At 45.6% G+C, this 19837-nt stretch carries 18 protein-coding genes and 1 pseudogene; 12 read left to right on the top strand and 7 right to left on the bottom strand.

What is annotated here, in order from left to right; translation table 11 throughout:
- Positions 1 to 93 precede the first annotated feature (93 nt).
- The 5 genes and pseudogenes from BM415_RS00605 to BM415_RS00610 form a co-directional block, all read left to right on the top strand.
- Positions 94 to 1524, top strand: coding sequence for a PstS family phosphate ABC transporter substrate-binding protein (locus BM415_RS00605; protein ID WP_091153493.1), 1431 nt, complete (start codon positions 94 to 96; stop codon positions 1522 to 1524).
- A 4-nt stretch (positions 1525 to 1528) separates the two neighbouring features.
- A complete protein-coding gene (locus BM415_RS25735) occupies positions 1529 to 1654 on the top strand; it encodes a hypothetical protein (protein WP_280142835.1) in 126 nt (41 codons plus the stop codon).
- Positions 1655 to 1923: 269 nt separating this feature from the next.
- Positions 1924 to 2193 (top strand): hypothetical protein, encoded by a 270-nt coding sequence (locus BM415_RS24610; RefSeq protein ID WP_139236931.1) that lies wholly within the window; start codon positions 1924 to 1926, stop codon positions 2191 to 2193.
- A gap of 246 nt (positions 2194 to 2439) precedes the next feature.
- Complete coding sequence (locus tag BM415_RS24910; RefSeq protein ID WP_170862323.1) at positions 2440 to 2610, top strand: hypothetical protein; 171 nt, start codon at positions 2440 to 2442, stop codon at positions 2608 to 2610.
- A gap of 545 nt (positions 2611 to 3155) precedes the next feature.
- A pseudogene (locus tag BM415_RS00610) lies at positions 3156 to 3347 on the top strand (HTH domain-containing protein); the annotation flags it as partial.
- Between the two features lie 131 nt (positions 3348 to 3478).
- Here the strand turns inward: BM415_RS00610 and BM415_RS00615 are convergent.
- Positions 3479 to 4402, bottom strand: coding sequence for an AEC family transporter (locus BM415_RS00615; RefSeq protein ID WP_091153495.1), 924 nt, complete (start codon positions 4400 to 4402; stop codon positions 3479 to 3481).
- A 131-nt stretch (positions 4403 to 4533) separates the two neighbouring features.
- Positions 4534 to 5361: a nucleotidyltransferase domain-containing protein gene (locus BM415_RS00620; RefSeq protein ID WP_091153497.1), complete on the bottom strand. Its 828-nt coding sequence runs from the start codon at positions 5359 to 5361 to the stop codon at positions 4534 to 4536.
- 269 nt (positions 5362 to 5630) lie between these two features.
- Between BM415_RS00620 and BM415_RS00625 the strand changes: the two genes are divergently transcribed.
- Together BM415_RS00625 and BM415_RS00630 are read left to right on the top strand one after the other, a co-directional pair.
- Positions 5631 to 6146, top strand: coding sequence for a mismatch-specific DNA-glycosylase (locus BM415_RS00625; protein WP_091153499.1), 516 nt, complete (start codon positions 5631 to 5633; stop codon positions 6144 to 6146).
- Between the two features lie 223 nt (positions 6147 to 6369).
- Positions 6370 to 7389, top strand: a complete 1020-nt coding sequence (locus tag BM415_RS00630; RefSeq protein ID WP_091153501.1) for an SDR family oxidoreductase — start codon at positions 6370 to 6372, stop codon at positions 7387 to 7389.
- A 278-nt stretch (positions 7390 to 7667) separates the two neighbouring features.
- Here the strand turns inward: BM415_RS00630 and BM415_RS00635 are convergent, their stop codons facing one another.
- On the bottom strand, positions 7668 to 9233 hold the full coding sequence (locus tag BM415_RS00635; RefSeq protein ID WP_091153503.1) for an FAD-dependent monooxygenase: 1566 nt from the start codon (positions 9231 to 9233) through the stop codon (positions 7668 to 7670).
- Between the two features lie 186 nt (positions 9234 to 9419).
- On the opposite strand from BM415_RS00635, the gene BM415_RS00640 reads away from it, so the two are divergent.
- Positions 9420 to 10112: a MarR family transcriptional regulator gene (locus BM415_RS00640; protein ID WP_091153505.1), complete on the top strand. Its 693-nt coding sequence runs from the start codon at positions 9420 to 9422 to the stop codon at positions 10110 to 10112.
- A 239-nt stretch (positions 10113 to 10351) separates the two neighbouring features.
- Here BM415_RS00640 and BM415_RS00645 read toward each other — a convergent pair whose 3' ends face one another.
- From BM415_RS00645 to BM415_RS00655, 3 genes are read right to left on the bottom strand one after another with little or no spacing between them, the layout of a single operon-like run.
- Positions 10352 to 11233 (bottom strand): sugar phosphate isomerase/epimerase family protein, encoded by an 882-nt coding sequence (locus tag BM415_RS00645; RefSeq protein WP_091153507.1) that lies wholly within the window; start codon positions 11231 to 11233, stop codon positions 10352 to 10354.
- 52 nt (positions 11234 to 11285) lie between these two features.
- Positions 11286 to 12143 carry a sugar phosphate isomerase/epimerase family protein gene (locus BM415_RS00650; protein ID WP_091153509.1) on the bottom strand — a complete coding sequence of 286 codons (858 nt, stop codon included), beginning with the start codon at positions 12141 to 12143 and terminating at the stop codon, positions 11286 to 11288.
- Complete coding sequence (locus BM415_RS00655; protein ID WP_091158951.1) at positions 12140 to 13198, bottom strand: Gfo/Idh/MocA family protein; 1059 nt, start codon at positions 13196 to 13198, stop codon at positions 12140 to 12142. The genes BM415_RS00650 and BM415_RS00655 overlap by 4 nt, the downstream gene beginning before the upstream one ends.
- A 226-nt stretch (positions 13199 to 13424) precedes the next feature.
- On the opposite strand from BM415_RS00655, the gene BM415_RS00660 reads away from it, so the two are divergent.
- From BM415_RS00660 to BM415_RS00675, 4 genes are all read left to right on the top strand, one after another.
- On the top strand, positions 13425 to 14303 hold the full coding sequence (locus tag BM415_RS00660) for an AraC family transcriptional regulator (RefSeq protein WP_091153511.1): 879 nt from the start codon (positions 13425 to 13427) through the stop codon (positions 14301 to 14303).
- 276 nt (positions 14304 to 14579) lie between these two features.
- Entirely contained in the window at positions 14580 to 15878 is a 1299-nt protein-coding gene (locus tag BM415_RS00665) for an NCS2 family permease (RefSeq protein WP_091153513.1), read from the top strand.
- A 276-nt stretch (positions 15879 to 16154) separates the two neighbouring features.
- A complete protein-coding gene (locus BM415_RS00670; RefSeq protein WP_170862458.1) occupies positions 16155 to 17870 on the top strand; it encodes a cellulase family glycosylhydrolase in 1716 nt (571 codons plus the stop codon).
- 178 nt (positions 17871 to 18048) lie between these two features.
- The gene (locus BM415_RS00675; RefSeq protein WP_091153516.1) at positions 18049 to 18648 is read left to right on the top strand and encodes a GNAT family N-acetyltransferase; all 600 of its coding nucleotides are present in this window, start codon (positions 18049 to 18051) and stop codon (positions 18646 to 18648) included.
- Positions 18649 to 18919: 271 nt separating this feature from the next.
- Here BM415_RS00675 and BM415_RS00680 read toward each other — a convergent pair whose 3' ends face one another.
- Entirely contained in the window at positions 18920 to 19738 is an 819-nt protein-coding gene (locus BM415_RS00680) for a helix-turn-helix transcriptional regulator (protein ID WP_170862324.1), read from the bottom strand.
- Between the last annotated feature and the right edge of the window lie 99 nt (positions 19739 to 19837).

Consider the following 19837-nt stretch of genomic DNA (forward strand, 5'->3'; position numbering starts at 1 on the left):
AGTACAGCTTTTTATTTGAAGTTACGTTTATTGTAAGAAAGGTACTGTGGGTTTTACAGACGGTTTACCGTAGAGAAAGAAGGGGGCATTTGAGTGTCAGATAAAAATGGAGCAACAAATAGGGGGGAAGTTGTATCCTCCAAATGGGGAGTTTGGTTTAGAAAAAGCATAATATTCTGCTTAATGTATGTCGTGCTCTCATTCTTTTTCGGGGGAATTGTGGGTGTTCCGGCAGGAAAGCTGCTGTTACATCATCAAGTCCCTGATCTTGGCGTGTTTCTGATTGCGGCGGTTTATTTCTATTTGATGGTTACCGTGTTTGTGAGTTTTGGTTCGTATGTATCCAGAGATACAGGTGCGTATCCGCGAATAATACTACTGTCGATTATACCGCTGCTAGGATTCGCTCTTTATTATTGGGGGCTGGGGATGCAGCTGTCAGATGGAGATGCGAGGGAGCTGTGGAGCTCGTCCTGGATGTGGTATTCACTAAACCAATACTGGGCAAATCCAGTCTTGAAAGTATTATCTGCTTATGGTGCGGGGATGACTGCGGTCACGTTAGTTGTGGCGCTTGTCCCGAGTATTAGTATCATGCTTGGTGTAGTGCTGCAAGGGAGAATTATGGTGGGCGTGAAGAATCGTACTCGAATGCTCGTATGGGGGGCGTTTCCTGTACTTGGTGTTCTTGCGCTGCTGATTTCTATGGTAGTTCCAAAGGGCAGCTATACCGTCCATCAGTATCCACGGATTGATGGTGCGACCGCTGCTATTCCTTTTGCTGAGAAGCTGAAGAGTGAATTAACCGGTGTTAACCAGCTAAGGGCAGCGGACGATACCCGGTTTAACACAACCCATGAGGCCTATCTTAACCTTATTGAGGGCCGGGCGGATCTCATCTTTGTGGCAGGCCCTTCTGAAGATGAGATCTCAACAGCAACCAAAAATGGGATAGAGCTCGAACTTCATCCCGTGGGGAAGGATGCCTTTATTTTTCTCGTAAATCAGAAGAACCCGGTAAACGGCTTGTCTTCCGAGCAGATTCAGGATATTTATGGCGGGTTCATTACGAACTGGAGTGAGGTTGGAGGTAAGAATGAACCCATTCTGGCCCTGCAGCGAGATGCCAATTCAGGCAGTCAGACTTTTATGGAGCAAGGAGTTATGGCAGATGCCGTTCTCAGTGAGGTGCCGAAGGAGCAGAAGGTCAGCCTGATGGGAGGCTTGATTGACCGGGTGGCAGCGTACAACAATGAAGAGAATGCTATTGGGTACTCATTCCATTATTATGCGAGCGAGATGTATCACCAGGAAGAAGTGAAATTCCTAACGGTGGATGGGGTCATGCCCAATCGAGATACGATCCACTCTGGAGCCTATCCGTATACGGCTGAGCTGTATGCTGTAACACGGTCGAATCTGCTGCAGGATCATGCCGCACGGAAGATTGTGAAGTGGCTTCAAGGTGAGGAAGGTCAGCAGATCGTGGAGGAGGGAGGATTTATTGCGGCGGGAGGAAGTTGAGTAAGTGACGGGCAGTTTGATGGGTGCTGAGAAGCGTGAAAGGCGTAAAAGGCGTAAAAGGCGTAAAAGACGTAAAGAGCGTAAAACGCGTGAAGAGATAGAAGAGCTTGAAGAGCTTAAAGAGTGTTAAAAGCGTTAAAAGCTTAGGCTGGCTCATGGTTGCTGCGTGTGCGAAAGTATCGTCCGATCGTTCTTGTCCGGGAATGGCATAGGATTGAAGAGTTAACAAAGGAAGCCATTCCCGTACAAATACGAACGCTAACGCTTCTCCCGATTACTTTTCGCTCTCTCCGCAAGGGGAGCCAGCCCAGGCCCGTCCCGTCCTCATCTTCGATTGGGAAGGGCAGCTTGGAGAAGTCCGGCATATGAAGAAGCCGGACACTCTTGGGTGTGATGGTAATGCTACGAAGTATAGAGCTAGTAGGCTGGCTCATGGTTGCTGCGTGTGCGAAAGTATCGTCGATCGTTCTTGTCCGGGAATGGCATAGGATTGAAGAGTTAAACAAAGAAGCCATTCCTGGACAAATACGAGCGCTACGCTTCTCCCGATTACTTTTCGCTCCCTCCGCAAGGGGAGCCAGCCCAGACCCGTCCCTTCCTCATCTTCGATTGGAAGGGCAGCATGGAGAAGTCCGGCGTGTGAAGAAGCCGGACACTCTTGGGTGTTAGGGGAGTGCTTCGGAGTAAAGAACATTTAGCTGGCTCATGGTTGCTGCGTGTGCGAAAGTATCGTCCGATCGTTCTTGTCCGGGAATGGCATAGAATTGAAGAGGTAACAAGGAAGCCATTCCCGGACAAATACGAGCGCTAACGCTTCTCCCGATTACTTTTCGCTCCCTCCGCAAGGGGAGCCAGCCCAGGCCCGTCCCTTCCTCATCTTCGATTGGGAAGGGGCAGCATGGAGAAGTCCGGCGTGTGAAGAAGCCGGACACTCTGGGTGTGATGGTAATGCTACGAAGTATAGAGCTAGTAGGCTGGCTCATGGTTGCTGCGTGTGCGAAAGTATCGTCGATCGTTCTTGTCCGGGAATGGCATAGAATTGAAGAGGTAACAAGGAAGCCATTCCCGTACAAATACGAACGCTAACGCTTCTCCCGATTACTTTTCGCTCCCTACGCAAGGGGAGCCAGCCCAGACCCGTCCCTTCCTCATCTTCGATTGGGAAGGGGCAGCTTGGAGAAGTCCGGCGTGTGAAGAAGCCGGACACTCTTGGGTGTTAGGGGAGTGCTTCGGAGTAAAGAACATTTAGCTGGCTCATGGTTGCTGCGTGTGCGAAAGTATCGTCCTAGCGATACGCTTCTAACGAAATATGTCACTCTATTAACAAATCTAGATGGGAGAACGAAATGGAATACTGGGAGTATTATGAAGAGGGGCTTCGTTCATACCTGTGAACGTCCAGATATTGTTTTGGACGAGATTGTGCAGTGCAGGATTATAATAATAGATTCCCTGATTCGAAGGATAAATTAATTTCTATCGACGTGTGTGAATGGACGCCAGATCCAGAATTCAGAGCTTTTGGTTTATTTTTTGATAGAGCTAAGTTCTACACAGATAAAGGTTACAATATCGATCATTCCTATTAGAAAGATTTGGCGTACAAAAATAACTGTAAGGCAGGTAACCATATGAAACTGGAGCGGCTGATCTCGATCATTTACAAGCTGCTGAATCACGAAATTTTGTCAGCTTCCACGCTGGCTGAAGAGTTTGAAGTCTCCCCAAGGACCATTTATCGGGATATTGATGCGATCTGTGCGGCAGGCTTCCCGGTCGTATCCTATCAAGGGACTAATGGCGGATATGGCATGATGGAAGGATAACGGGCGACTACTAGATTATTAGATTGTACGGATGCTTATTATATGAAGCAGCAATACAAGATCCTTACCTTTTTCTAAAAATGAATAAGCCTGAGCCAACGATATATTTGGCCTCAGGCTTATTTGTTTTATGCGAATGATTTAGCTAATGCGATAAGTCCGATCAGAGTGATGATATTAAACAATGTAGAGATAAGCACGGTCTGTGCTGCAAAATCCGGTTCGTTCTGATATTCTTCCGCCAGAATGGAAGAGTTAACGCCTGTTGGCATTCCAGAAGCAATAATTAATGCCTGAGCCGTAATGCCTTCTAGTCCAAGCGCAAATACCAGTGTGATACCGATGGCAGGACCCGCAAGCAGACGGATAATCATGCTGATGTATACGCTGAGTCTGCCAAACCGGAGTGGATATTTCATAATCTGTGCTCCAAGCGTCAGGAGCGCAACGGCTACCATGGAATCTTTGGCATAATCGAGCGGCATGGAGAGAAAGGTGGGCAGCGGTGCATCAAGTACGTTCCACAGGATTCCGAGCAGAAGCGCGTAAGGAACTGGCATTTTTAAGAAACCAATGATGACACTTCGATAATTCCCTTTTAGCTTTGCCCCTTGAATGGACAGTACCCCGTATGTAAAGGTCAGGAGGCTTTGCATCGACATAATGAAGGCCTGAACCGATGCAGCCATAGGATCTCCCTTGAACACGAGCGCACTAATAGGCATTCCGTAGTTTCCGGCATTATCCAGCATGATACTGTTGTTGAATGCAGCCTTCATGCCTTTGCTGAATTTAAACGATTTGGAAACGATGGACCCCATAATATATAAAATGAATGCATAGAAAAAATAGAATAGAACGATGGTACCGAGCAGCTTTCCGGACATTTCGGATAGATACATGCTCATAAACACGGCTGCAGGTGTAATAAAATAAAAATTAATCTTCGAAAGTGTGTAGAGATCGAGATTGAACGCACGCTGCATCAGTGACCCGACTGCAATCAACACAAATACAGGCAGGACCACTTCCAGCAAGATGTCAGCAATCATGAAGTTTTCAGCTTCTTTCTATCAAGTTATGTAACATTTCTGAATGTTTTCAAACACTCGTAACATTATAGCACTTTAGCGAAGCTGTGGAGACGTAAGTTTAATTCTTTTTCTGTTCTCATATGCCTGCATTATAATTTATTGGTTTCTTCGATCAAGCTTTGAAGCTTCGCGGCTGCAAGCGCCAGCTGATGTGGATCTGGGGAGAGCAGCTCTACAATCTCATCTACACGCTGTTTATAATGAGCAGGCTTCAAGTCAAAATCCTCAATCATCTGCACGGCCCGCTTCTCATTGATGCAATGCTCTTCATTAATCGCAAATAGAATCTGGTTCAAGCAGGAGAGGCTCCGGAAGACGTGACCCATCACATAATAGCTGTCGTCTTTAGCAGCATACTTATGGACAAACGTATGAGAGAATGAGGCTTCGAATGAAAAATAATCAATCATGCTCTGCTTATAAACTGTTGGATATGGAATTATTTTTTGTTTAATCGAAGCTAATCGTTGCTCTGGGTCGTGTAATACGTGGGAAATAGCCAATTCACCCAGATACATCCCATTGATGTAAGCATGAGGGTGACCAGGCTGATAGTTCGCGTTGATTTTGCCAGCAAGACAATCCTGAATCACTTGCTCCACTCGTTCCATATCTCTTAGAATCAAATCGACAGGACAGCCATCAACAACAAACCAGCCTCCTGCATTGACCCATGGTCCCCAGCCTCCAATCGGCGTAATGGGATGGTCAACGGGCTCTTCATTTAGATCCTTTACAGCCTTATTGATCTCATCAATGCTAAATTCTGACTGCAAATCATAATAAATGCCGATATCTATATCCGAATCCGTATGATGGGTTCCTCTCGCACGGGAGCCGCCGAGAACGATACCTACGATGCCAGGAACATGGGATAGAAGGGTTGTAACCTTATTCAGAATCGAAGTTATTTCCATTTGACCGAGCCTCCATTTCAATTATTTTATTTGTGGTCAATGTGTCAGGTACAGCGATTGTAGTTTGAATGGGAGTGATCATTACGATAATAAGATGTAGAGATGACTGCCTTCTCCTGTTTCGTTACATGGGTATAAGGAAATGGTGGGAACCTGGGTTCTTGTATCATCGTTCGGGTAGTGTATTATAGAATTTACTTTACCAAATAATTGGACCGACGATCTACTAGAGATCAATGTATAATTTTTAGCTAAGGAGCTTGTTATATATGGAGGCAATTCTAGATCACTTGGAGCCTGGGCTTCAGATCGTATTTATCGGCTTTAATCCAAGCATACGTTCAGGGGAGACCGGACATCATTATGCAAACCCGCGGAACAATTTTTACCGGATTCTTTATCAGGCAGGTCTGACACCTCGTCTGTATCAAGCACAGGAAGATCAGGATTTGTTGAAGCTGGGTTACGGGTTTACCAATATCGTAGCAAGACCGACGAAAGGCATTGAAGATATTACGAAGAAGGAGTATGCAGAAGGCAGAATTCTTCTGAAGAATAAGCTGGAAAAATACAGACCAGAAGTCGCCTGCTTCGTCGGCAAGGGTGTATATGCCCAGTATGCCAAAAAAACAAAGGCGGATTGGGGATTTCAGCCGGAGCCTTTTCTCACAGGCATGCACGAATTTGTGGCCCCTTCCTCCAGTGGGCTGGTTCGAATGCCAATGACAGAAATTATTGATATCTACAAGCAGCTTAGTGATTATATTCATCGGGAGCGGAGCTGAAAGGAGGCATCCTGCAGGATGTCTTTTTAGGTTTGTAGCAGTGTAGCTGTAAGTATGTATGTATTTGGAACCTTGGTCATAAAACGGAAATGAAAAATTGAGCAGGATAAAAGGGAAACGAAGACTAATGTCGAAATACAGTCTTGATTGAAAAAATGATATTCTCATTGAAGTATAAAAAACGGAGCAAACGCCCGGTTATAATCTAGCGGAGGTGGATAACATGAAAGCGCTTTTTATTGGAGGCACGGGTACCATTAGTTCTGCGATCACTCGTCAGCTGCTCGAACAAGGATGTGAGCTGTATCTGCTCAATCGAGGGAATCGGAATGAAGCCTTTGCAGCAGGAGCCACTGTTCTGCAAGGGGATATTAATGATGAAGAACAGGTTGCTAGGCTCATTTCGGATCTGCAGTTTGATGTCGTGGCGGATTTTATTGCATTTCATCCATCGCATGTGGAGCGGGATTACCGCTTGTTTAAGGACAAAACCAAACAGTATATGTTTATCAGCTCAGCCTCAGCATATCAGACACCCTTATCGGACTATCGCATTACAGAAGGAACTCCACTGTCAAATCCGTATTGGGAGTATTCCAGGAACAAGATTGCGTGTGAAGAGTATCTAACCAAGCAGTATCGGGATCATGGATTTCCGATAACCATCGTCAGACCAAGCCACACGTACGATGAAAGATCAATTCCGCTTGGCGTTCATGGCAGCGGAGGTTCATGGCAGGTTGCGAAACGCATGCTTGAGAATAAGCCTGTTATAATCCATGGAGACGGTACATCCCTCTGGACGATGACCCATAATCGCGATTTTGCCAAGGGCTTTATCGGTCTGATGGGAAATATTCATGCCATCGGAGAAGCTGTGCATATTACCTCGGATGAGAGTGTGACTTGGAATCAGATCTATGAAATCATTGCCGACAGCCTCGGTGTGAAGCTGAATGCCGTTCATGTGGCGTCGGAGTTTCTTGATGCGTGCAGCACCCAGGACTTTAGAGGAAGTCTGCTCGGAGATAAAGCCAACTCCGTCGTGTTTGATAATTCCAAGCTTAAGCGGCTGGTCCCTGATTATGTGGCTGCGACTCGGCTTGATCAAGGAATTAAAGAAACGGTTCAACACATACTTGCACATCCAGAATTGCAAAAAGAGGATAAGGAATTTGATATTTGGTGCGATAAAGTAATTCAGGCGATTGAGGCGGCTGAAAATATACTCGTGGAAAAATAAGCTGATGAGCGAAGAGAGCGAAGGGGTACGGAGAGAAGCGGTAGTTCGTACCAAGAACGATCGAGCGTATCCTTCGCTATCGAAGCCGCACAGCCTCCAACGCATTGCATAAAGAAGGTCCGACATCTGCATCCGCAGTATCGGACCTTTCTTTTATTGTAATCTATAGAATTTCCATGGATCCTCCACCTTGATAAAATATAATCACTTGTAGAAAGTTCCTCTTCCAGATTAATATCTAATGTCTTGTGCTCTTGAATCGTCCAGTTCGATTTTAGTTATTTCGAGAATATAGGGCTCGATATATTCCCCACTGATACCGGCGGGGCAAGTTTTTTGACTGCGGTGTCGAAAGCTGCATGCCAGTCTTCCGTAATAATGCTTCCAATGTAACCATCTGGCCGGATCAATACCAACGTGTCGCCAGTGATGCCGTAGATCCTGTTCAGATCTCCGGTGTTGTCAATAATGCAATTGTCATCAACGCTGTCACTGGTTCCTACAAAGTAGCGGTGCAGTTTCGCACCTGTTGATGGCCAGGTCAGCTCGTGAAGTGCCTTGGTGGCATTAGCACCGAAGGCCAACAGAGTGAAGTGTGGCCCTTGATAGATGTCAAAGAGTCGTCGCGTCCCATCCGGACCAATACAAGATGAGTCCGGTGCTCGGTCACCAACACGGAGGGTCTTGGTGGCAGATGCATCGGCAGGTGCAAGTGCCCCGCCGTGGTAAGTGATGCCCAGCTGTCGTTCATCGTCTCCTCGCTTAAGGCTGGATAGACGATGCTGCTTGAGCCCCGAGTAGAGCTCATTGGATTTGCCGAGAACGAATGCAGCAACTGGCAGTCGCTCGTTCTCGTAGCTGTCAAGGAGGCTCTCGGGGGCACCTGCTATGACCTGGCTCAGTTTCCAGCCAAGGTTGTAGGCGTCCTGGACCCCTGTATTGAGACCTTGCGCACCAGCCGGAGTGTGAACGTGGGCGGCGTCACCTGCCACAAAGACTCTTCCTGAACGATAGTGTTCAGCGAGCCGAACGTTTGGCCGGAATACCGAGCTCCAGGTGATGTCAGAGAGCCTGAGACCGGTAAGCTTACGAAAATAGGCAGCCAACGCGGCATTGTTAAGGTCGGGTGTCTCGTCCGGTGACAGTTTGATCATAATCTGGAACTGGTTCGAGTGGGGTAATGGGCATGCTGCGACGGACTTGCCTTGAATTCGTGGCCACATATGCCACCGCTTGCGTGATAGACCGTCAATTGTACCATCGATAATGATCATACGGTCGGAGTCATCGGTCTCCCCGATGAACCGCGTACCCAGTACTTTTCGAACTGTGCTTGAACCCCCGTCAGCCCCGACCAGATACCTGCTGCGTACTTGTTCCCCTGTAGAGAGAGTAACTGTCACCCCATCTGCATCTTGTTTGAAATCTTCCACCGAGGTATCAAACTCAATACATAGTCCTTGACGTTCGAGGAGGCGGTGCAAGATGGCGTTAGTGCGATGCTGTGACAGTAAAAGAATATTGGGATATGGCACATCTGGTGTTGGTTTGCTCTGCTTTTGCATACGCCACGGTATAGTGATCGGTCCGATGTGGAGTCCTACAAGCGGGTAAGGTCCGCCTTCCTTGTGAGCTTCTTCAAGTACGCCAAGGTCTTCAAAGACCTCCTGAGTACGGGGTTGAACTCCCTTGGCACGGGAGCCTTTGAAAGCATGTGCTGCCTTGTCAACTAGACGGACGCGAAGGCCGCGTCGGAGTAAATCCGCAGCCAGCGTGGAGCCGGTAGGACCTGCCCCAGCAATAAGTACGTCGATATAATGCTGATCTGTGGAGCTGATTGTCATTTTAGTGTGCACTCCTATTTTTTATCTGCTTGCAACTATTTATTATTTCGTGGAAACTCTTAGTTTCTTAGAAACAATATTAAAGAACTATGTTGTTTCTGTCAATATTGTTTCAAGGAAACTTTATTGGTTTGTTTTTTCTTGATATACTGGCTTTAAGTAACCAACATCATCGGAGGAAAATAGATGACATACGATTTGGGAAAACAAAACAAGGATCTGCTTATAAAAGAATTGATTGGAACAGTGAATGCTCTACTGCATAAATTCCAAGGAGAAGATGACGAAGAAAAACAGTGGCTTATTCAGAATAGTCCTAATCCTGCTATTGCAGAGTTGATGAGAGATATGACGGTCAGTATGCTGCATGTGTTGAGTGCCATTGGTAAGCTTGAGCCTGTTAATGGGATAACGATATCTAAGCAATTCGGCTTTTCAAAAGGGAATGTCTCTAAAATCACGAGAAGACTGGCTGATAAGAAAATTATCAATTTCGAATATATTCCTGATAATAAAAAAGAAGTTCTGTTTCGAACCACATCACTCGGCCGAGAAATTAATCGTTTGCATGAAGCCCTACATCAAAAAATCGATTTTGGAGTCCATCGTTTCTTGCAACGATATAACGAAGATGAGCTGAGATTTCTGGTTAATGCTTTTCATGAAACACTGCATGCATCATGGATTCATACGGAGACAAATGAGGAAACACTCGAACTCAGCCAGAGAGAGCTGCTTACAAATGAAGAGCCAGGCATGGCAATGGTTTCCGAGGAAATGAACGAAGTCATTGAGATGCTAAATAAACTGAATTCACGCAATTTAAAGAAAGCGAAAGCAATTCTTAACGATGTGTTTTTCTCAGTGTATGAGGATTGAAATGGTTAGGAACAGAGTTGCAGAGGGTCTAGAGAACGATGTCGGCTCATAAGCAAAGAGAGCGAAGGGGTACGGAGAGAAGCGGTAGCGTTCGTACCAAGAACGATCGAACGTACCATTCGTTATCAAAGCGGCGCAGCCAGCCAACGCCATTCCATTAAAAAAGGTCCGACATCTGCATCCGCAGTATCGGACCTATTTCTTATTCCCTCACCAGTTAATGAGAAGAGGGAGACAACTCAATATCCCCTAAACTTCTTAATAAACTGAACCGCCTTCTTAATATCTTCCTCCGGTGTGTTGCCAACCTCGCGCTCAATCGTCAGATAGCCTTTGTAGCCGATTTCCTGTAAGGCAGCAAAATAGGCATCAAAATCAACCTGGCCTTCACCTAGCGGCACTTCCAAAAACGCCGCTCCGGAGGAGGCCATCTCCGCAATTTTCTCATGCGTCATCCCTTCATAGCCGAGATAGCCGTATACTTCTTTGGGATCAATCGGCCGAATCTGCCTGCCGTCCTTCACATGCGTATGAACGATGTAATCCTTAAGCAGCTTTACGCCTTCCACGGGATCGTCGCCGGTCACCATTACCATGTTGGCAGGATCGAAGTTGACCGACACTCCGTTTGTACTGAGGGAATCTAGGAAGCTCTTCAGATGGGCAGCGCGTTCAGGTCCGGTCTCGATCGCAAAATAGGCATTCATGCTCTTCGCATATACGCCCAGCTCTTCACAGGCTTCCTGCATCGTGCTGTAAATAGAGCCAGTTATATCATCAGGGACGATGCCGATATGAGTGGTAACGACATCCGTTCCCAGCTCGACGGCAAGGTCCAGAATACGCTTCGAGCGTTCGATCTTCTCCCGGTTCACAGCCGCATCCTGAAATCCATGTCCACCCAAATCTCCGCATAGTGCCGAGATTTCGAGTCCTAAGTCGGCAATATAGCTGCGCAGCTGCTTGCGGTCTGTGCTTGTTAAGTTCTCAGGAACCATTTCTCCGGATACAGCATATATTTGCACGCCCTCTGCGCCAACCTCCTTGGCTTTTGCCAGACCACCTCTGAGCCCTGCTTGGAAACTGTCCGATATAACCCCGATTTTGTTAGTAAAAGACATACGCTACCTCCTTATCTGCATTTGTTCATATTTGAGTTGGAAGTTCAGCCTGCTATGCTTCGTCCCATATTTTTCTAACGTTGGCGAGTCCTACCCTTGCACCGAATTCACAATTCTCCAGCCCTTCGAATTCGAGGCTCAGATAGCCGTCATAACCCGAGGACTTGATGAGCCCGATAATATCACGCATGGGAATATCTCCTTGCCCGGCTACCGCACCGCGCAGATATTGTCCTGCAGTGGAGGTGAAGAACCCTTCACCTGGATGGTGCCCTGCCGGACGAACATAGAAGTCCTTGATATGCACGATGGAGGCATAAGGAAGATTGTTCTTTACAGCTGCAATAGGCTGCTCGTCAGCACACAGGAAGTTTCCGATGTCGAGTGTCGTTTTGAAATTAGGGAGTCCTACAGCATGAATCAGCGCCTGCACACGATCGCTTTGCTGAATGAAGAAACCATGATTCTCCACACTCGTCGTGATCCCGTACTGACCTGCATATTCTGCAATGCGGCGGCAAGCCGTCGCTAACTGCTCCAAATGAGCATTGAAATTGGCGATGGATACATCTGGGGAAGAGGCCACATCATGACGCATTAATTTGACGCCAAGCTGGTTTGCGATATCTACCTCTCGCTGTACTCTGGCAATTTCTTGTTCATAAGCATCCGCATCATTCAGCAGAAAATTAGCACCGATCGCATAGTTGGAAATTTCAAGCCCTCGTTCAGTGGCTTTGGATACAATCGTATCGATCAGTTCAGGCTGCTCGGTAAGGTTATAGCCGAGAGGCACAATCTCCACATGCTCTCCGCCATGATCTGCAGTGAAGTCGATGACATCTGCGATGGTCATTTTACCACTGCGAAGTGCCTGATACAGGCTGTAGGTGCTGAGTCCGAGCTTCATAGATACACTTCCTTTCCTGTGCTGGCAGATTCGTATATACCGCGAAGGATTTTCATAATTTCTACACCATCCTCAACAGGACTGATCGGCTGCTTGCCTGTCTGTACGCACTCGACAAAATGATCGATTTCGCTCTGGAAGGCTTTCTCAAATTGGAAGCCCTTGCTGTCTGTTTGAGGCCTGATGTTGACAATCGTATCGTGCTTCTCTGTGACAATGACGACTTCTGGATCGATTTCGAACCCACCCTTGTCACCATAGAGCTTAACAACACCTTCATTTTCCTTGGCATGCAGTGTGAAGCTCACGTCGATTAGCAATGAAGCACCATTTTCAAAACGAATCAGTGCATTGGCCAAATCCTCGACATCATTACTCTCTGCACTGTAGTCTGCTGCTTTATAAGAAGATAAATTTTTGATATTGGAGCGGTTGCCTAATTTGCGGTAAGTGTTGCCGCTGACGGATTTAACTTTGGGTCTGCCCATCATGTACCAGCACAGATCAATGACGTGGACACCGATATCAATCAGCGGACCTCCACCGGAGCGTCTAGAATCAGCGAACCAGCCGCCCGGATTCCCAAGTCTGCGTAAATAAGAAGCTTTGGCATAATAGATCTCACCGAATTCTCCGTTATCTACAAAAGCTCTGAGCATCTGTGCATTCGGATCATATCTGCGGACAAAGCCGACTTGAAGTATTTTGCCGGATTCTTTAACCGCTTGCTCGATCTTAAGAGCTTCTTCCACCGTGCGGCAGAGGGGCTTCTCCACGAGGACATGCTTGCCAGCCTTGAGAGCGGCGATGCTGATCTCGGCATGGGTATCATTCCAGGTACAGATGCTGACAGCTTCAATGTCATCATTGGCAAGCAGCTCGTTATAGTCGCTGTAGGCGTGCGGAGCTCCATATTGTTCGGCTGTTTTTTGTGCTCTTTCCAGATTCATATCACAGACCGCGAGGAGTGTTACATTCGGATTATTCTTATAAGGAGTTAAGTGATGTTGAGAGATGCTGCCTGCGCCAATGACGCCAACTTTAAGTGTACTCATATGTAATTTCGTGCTCCCTTCAAACTCTGTAATAGGATATACTGGATAGGAAGAACCGATCTTCGCCGCATACATACTAAGCGTTGAATTTCTAAGAGTATGCGTTGTCAGATTCTATGGCTCATTCTATTCTCGATTCACAACTATTGTATTTTGGGGCTTATGAGAAAGCCATGCAGACGGATGCTGAATATTTGAACAATTGTGCGGTCATTGGAGGGGTTATATGCTTAGAAACGCTGCACTACGGGAACCTATGGACATGCCAGATCCACACTTTCCAATCAAGCTTCATCATTGTGAGTATAGAGAGAAGGGGCAGGCACTGTTCCATCCCCATTTTCACGAGCATATGGAGATATTGTATTTTGTGCACGGCGAAGCGGAGATCGAATGCAATTCCCAGGTCGCTCATGCCAAGGCAGGAGATCTGATTATTCTGAACAGTAACGACTTGCATCATGGGATCAACCTGTCCGGTGAACTGCAGTATAATGCCCTCATTGCCGATTTTTCCTTGCTCCAGAGTCCGACACCGGATGCGGTGGAGACCAAATTCATCACACCGATGACACAGAATAATGTGATGTTCAAGAATCACATAACGGATGATGAGGAGCTGCGAGGGGCGTTTGAGCTGATCAAACAGGAGTTTCGCAATAGAGAGCTTGGATATGAGCTTGCGATTAAATCCAGCATGTACCGTATGCTCACGATCTTGTTCCGTAAATATGTTGCGGAATACATGCCGCTGGCTGTGTTTAACAGCCGTACAAAAAATCTGACGCGGTTTGCTCCCGTTTTCAAATATATTGAGGAGCATTATCTGGAGGAGCTATCGGTAGAGCAGCTGGCCAGGATGGCTAACTTGTCGAGGTTTCACTTCAGCCGGTTGTTTAGCGAGCTCACGAACAAGACGGTCACCGATTATATTAATCAATTCCGAATCAACAAATCAGAGTATCTGCTCCGTAATACGGAAATGACGATCTCAGAGGTTGCCCTTGCAGCCGGGTATAATGACATTTCTTATTTCAGCAGGACGTTCAAAAAGTATAAGCACGTACCGCCCTCCAGCGTTCGAGGATCTATAAAAAGCGAATGAATACTATAATTAAACTTAATATAGTTCGTATATAACTGTGAACAAATCATGATTTTATTGACATAGCGTGTTAAATTCTATAAAATACGAAATGCGCATCAGGTTAAAAACATAGAAAAGTATCCTAATATTTTGGTTTAAAGCTTATAAAATAGAGCTGTTAGATCCTAATGACGAATATAGGAGCAACATTTTAACAATCCTATAAGAGTAGATTAGGATTTTTTGTTTTTAGCGCCGTATGCACAACTATGAAGGCTGGAGGCAGGCTATTCCATGGAAAGATGGTTCAAATTAAAAGAAAGAGGCACTAGCGCCTCAACCGAAGTTATAGCCGGAATTACGACATTCTTTACGATGGTCTATATCGTGGTCGTCAATCCAGGTATTCTGAGCAGCACAGGAATGGATTTTAACGGTGTGTTTATTGCGACAGTGCTTGCGAGTATTGTGGCCACACTGATTATGGGATTATGGGCTAACTATCCCATTGTTATGGCGCCCGCCATGGGATTAAATGCGTTTTTTGCATACAGTGTTGTAGCAGGTAGTGGCGTTTCGTGGCAAATTGCACTCGGTGCGGTATTTATTGCAGGTATTCTATTCATTATCCTATCACTGACTTCATTCCGCTACATGCTGCTTAATGCAATTCCAGAAAGTCTGAAGCACGCGATTACGGCAGGAATTGGTTTGTTTATTACAACAGTTGGACTGCAGAATGCGGGCATTATCGCAGCTTCCGAGTCTACGCTGATTACAATAGGTAATCTGTCCGAGCCTATGGCGTATCTGACGATTATCGGTTTGCTGATTACAGTTGTACTGATGTCTTACAACGTAAAGGGTTATCTATTCATCGGTATGGTCATTACAGCAATTATTGCCTGGATGATGGGACTATTCCAAATGCCAGAATCCATCGTGTCTCTGCCGCAGGGCTTTACGACCACTGCATTTCAACTGGACATTGCTGGTGTATTCTCAAACGGTTTATATACGGTTATATTTACATTCCTTCTGATTACCCTGTTTGATACAACGGGCACGATGCTCGGTGTTGCTGAACAGGCAGGGCTGATGAAGGACGGGAAATTCCCGCGGTCCCGTGGCGCACTCTTGGCTGATGCAGTCGGAACGACTTCGGGAGCATTGTTCGGGACAAGCCCGACATCTGCTTATATTGAGTCCAGTACAGGGGTTGCTGCCGGAGGAAGAACAGGACTCACTGCTGTGGTCGTATCGGTGCTGCTTGCACTGACCTTGTTCTTCTCGCCCATTATCAGTGTGATTTCTGGAATTCCGGCAATTACATCCCCGGCGCTGATTATCGTGGGTTACTTTATGATCAACATTATTAGTAAGATCAAGTGGAATGATCTTGAAGAGGCCTTCCCGGCATTTCTCATTATCATTCTAACACCGCTGACACACAGTATTGCAACAGGGATTGGCGTAGGGTTTATCTTCTATCCTGTGCTCAAGCTGCTGCGCGGAAAAGGCAAGGATGTTCATCCGATATTCTATATCTTTGCTGTGTTGTTCTTCATCCAGCTTGTTTTTCTGGATCATTAATCAATATAAAGGTTTAACTAATGAGGAGAGCTCCTGTAATCAGGCTGCTCTTCTTTTTTAGTGCTAAGCTGTAAAAGTAAGCTTAATGCTTAACACAACGTGTACAAATCATGATTTTACATAATTCAGAAATATCTAATTTTCATATGAGTATAGAAAGAATTTACAGGGTATTATTGGAAGAGAAATTATGATAAGTTATTACCGAAAGCGCTTTCAATAACCTGTTGCGTTTGTAACATGACCTAAATTCATTAAGGAGAGATGCAAATGGTATTGCACAAAAAGCGTTCGAAGAGCTTACTTGCACTTGCGATGGTCCCAGCACTTGTCATTTCTTTATTCACATCCGTCGCCTCTGCGGACAAGCAGCAGGAAGCAGAGCCAGTGGCCAAAAATAAACTGCAGGCTTATGTAGATGACATGCAGCCTGGATGGAATCTGGGGAACTCCCTTGATGCGGTCGGAGCGGATGAAACAGCATGGGGCAATCCGAAGATCACGAAAGAGCTGATTGAGGAAATCGCAGACCAGGGATATAAGAGTATCCGTATTCCTGTAACCTGGGACAACCATATTGGGGAAGCCCCAAGCTACACCATTGAGCCTGCTTATCTGGAGCGGGTTGAACAAGTAGTGGACTGGGCACTGGATGAAGACCTGTATGTCATGATTAACGTTCATCATGATTCCTGGTTGTGGATCAGCCATATGGAGACCAAGCATGCCGAAGTGCTTGCTCGTTACAATGCAATCTGGACCCAAGTTGCGGATCATTTCAAAGATCATTCCAACAAATTGATGTTTGAAAGCGTTAACGAGCCGCGCTTCTCGGATGGTGGAACGACCGATGAAGAGAAGATGTTCGAAATGCTGAAGGAACTGAACTTGTCCTTCCACAGCATTCTGCGTGAATCCGGAGGCAAGAATACAGAACGTCCGCTTGTTCTCTCTACCTTGGGGGCATCGCCTACACAAGAAAGAATGGATGAGCTGTATGCAACAATTACTGAACTAAATGATCCGAATATTATCGCAACGGTTCACTATTATGGATTCTGGCCGTTTAGTGTGAACATTGCAGGCTACACCCATTTTGAAGAGGATACCAAGAACGATATTATCCAAACCTTCGATAATGTCTACAATACGTTTGTTGCCAAAGGAATCCCGGTCATTCTGGGCGAGTACGGACTCCTTGGCTTTGACCAAAGCACGGCTGTAATCGAGCAGGGAGAGAAGCTGAAATTTTTTGAGTTCCTGACTCATTATCTGAATGAAAAAGATGTAACTCACATGCTGTGGGATAACGGCCAGCATATGAATAGAACGACCTACGAATGGTCTGATCTGGACTTCTTCAACATCATGAAGGAAGGCTGGAAGGGACGCTCTGCAACGGCTGAAACAGACCTGATCTTTGTGGAAAAAGGTACAGCTGTTAAAGACGCGAACATTCAGCTGGAGCTGAACGGCAATAAGCTGAAGAAGCTGAGCGTGGACGGCAAGAATTTGAAGAAATTTAAAGATTATATTGTAAGTAAGGACGTTCTTACGATTCAAGCGAGCAAGCTTGAAGAGCTGACCGCTTCCGGTGAGTATGGTGTAAACAGCATCATTACGGCTGAATTCAACAAAGGCGCAGACTGGAAATTCAGAGTCATCACGAACAGCACACCTGTGCTGGAGGATGCAGCAGGGACGACAGAGGACTTCGCAATTCCAGCCGCCTTTAACGGAGATCTGCTGGCCACGATGGAAGCGAAGTATACCGATGGAAGTGCAGCTGGACCACAGAACTGGACTTCCTTCAAGGAATTTGAGTATACCTTCTCTCCTTCCTATGATAAGGGTGAAATCGTGCTGAAGCCTAACTTCTTCAATGAAACGAATGATGGTGAAGTTGTGCTTACGTTCCATTTCTGGAGCGGAGAGGTGCTCACCTACACGATTACGAAGAACGGCACTAGTGTAACAGGTTCGGCTTCCTGATATCGCAGCATTAATAAATATAAGACCCTGGCGATTGTTAGCCAGGGTCTTATATTTAACTGTTTTCTGAAATATTGCTGCTAAATAAAAAACAGTTATAGTGATTCTACCCTCGCAATAGATTCACTTAGAGAGGTATTATATACACATTATTACAGTTTATAGAGGGAGATGTATTATGAACACTAATGCTCGTTCCGATTCCAAAGAAAACATTTTTACGATTGAATGTAAGGATGTAATTCTACGAGAATTTTTAGTTACTGATTTAGATGATTTTCATTCACTCGCTTGGCAACCTGAAATACATGAATTTTTGCCAGGCTGGAACGTATCGAAAGAGCAAAGGAAAGATTGGTTTATCAACTATGAAATTCCAGAAAACAAACAGTTTTTGAATGCTGTATCAAAAAGTGAAGACATGGGTGAACTCCGTCTTCGATTAGGAATTATCTTGAAAGAGACAGGAGAATTTATCGGTTGGTGTTGTTCAGGAATTAAAGATGAATTGCCACCGCCAAATCGAGAAATCATGTATGCCATTTCTAAGGATCATAGAGGTAAAGGATTTACAACCCAAGCCTCACAAGGAATGATTAATTATTTATTTGAGAATACGGACGTTAATGTGCTTAGTGCTATTGCTCTACTAAATAACGTTCCGTCCAATAAGGTCATACAAAAATGCGGTTTTAACTTTCAGAGTATTATCGAGATAGATAACGAAAAATATAACTATTATAAACTTGATAAAAAGGATTGGGCTGGCAAACGTTAGAGAAGTCCAGAACGATATAGATCACATGTTATTATTTATCTTGGCAATAGACTTGTAATTGGTTGCAGAATCCATACATAACACAGCGTCTCCACGTAGAAGATTCCCCATCACATCACTGATTTGAGACGCTGTAACTCGTCCAACGTCCAGCTAACTTTGAGAAAATCGCACCATTGCGGACAAGAGCGACACGATAGATACTTGTTCAACGCTTATCCCACGTTTTTGAGCCGTACCGTCTCTTTTTCGAAGTTTACGATGTTTGCCGTTATAAACGGCGTGCGACGCTACGTGTATAGGCATCAGGTGTTTGGCCGACGATGGTCTTAAAGTCTTTAATAAAATGCGACTGGTCGTGATAGCCAAGTGCAAGACTTAGCTCAAGTGTATTCACCGCTTGTCCATGATCGAGCGCTTCAGCTGCATTTTGAAGCCGGTACAGCTTGATTACATTCTTCGGACTAATGCCTACATACTGTTTGAACATTCGCTGCAGCGTTCGTTTGTTCATTGCAAACTGTTCACACACTTGATCGACTCTCGTAACTTCGTGATGCAGCCGGATATATTCCGTCATTTGATCTGTGAGGAGGGTAAGCTTATCTGCAGGAGGCAAAAGGGGCAATAGAGCATCATTCATACGGGAAGTAAGCTCCATGTGATTAGAAGCTGTGTTTAGAAATATCGATTCCAGCTCCTCGCTGGATATAGGGAATATCTCATCAACTGGAAGTGGATGATCGATCAACTTGGATATGGACTCTCGGTACCAAGGGAAGAATCCGCCTGGCTTGAATTTGATCCCGAAGACACGGCCCTTGGCACTCAGCTGATAGCTGTATTTACGGGTTGCAGGCCCATAGAAATAAGTACGGCCCGATTCGATCACCAGATTGACACAAGGATTCGGGATGACCTCCTGAATATGCGTCTTGTCTTCAGCCAGCTCCCATTCCACAACCCAATAGTGCTTGATGAAAAGCTGAAGCTCAATACTGGGTAAAAAGCGCTCCAAGCGAAAATGCTCCTCGCCTTTCTCCAGGTTCATGATACCCATGCTAGGTTTCTGAGAGAACAAAAAGCTCATTTCAGCTCCGCTCCTGTCTGTCGCTTTTTTACAATACTCCTTCATTCTCAAGTAGTAATATCAAGTTATCAGAAGATTAAATATTGCTCTTGTCTATTT

It is taken from the genome of Paenibacillus sp. 453mf (assembly GCF_900116105.1).
Classification (GTDB): Bacteria; Bacillota; Bacilli; order Paenibacillales; family Paenibacillaceae; genus Paenibacillus; species Paenibacillus provencensis.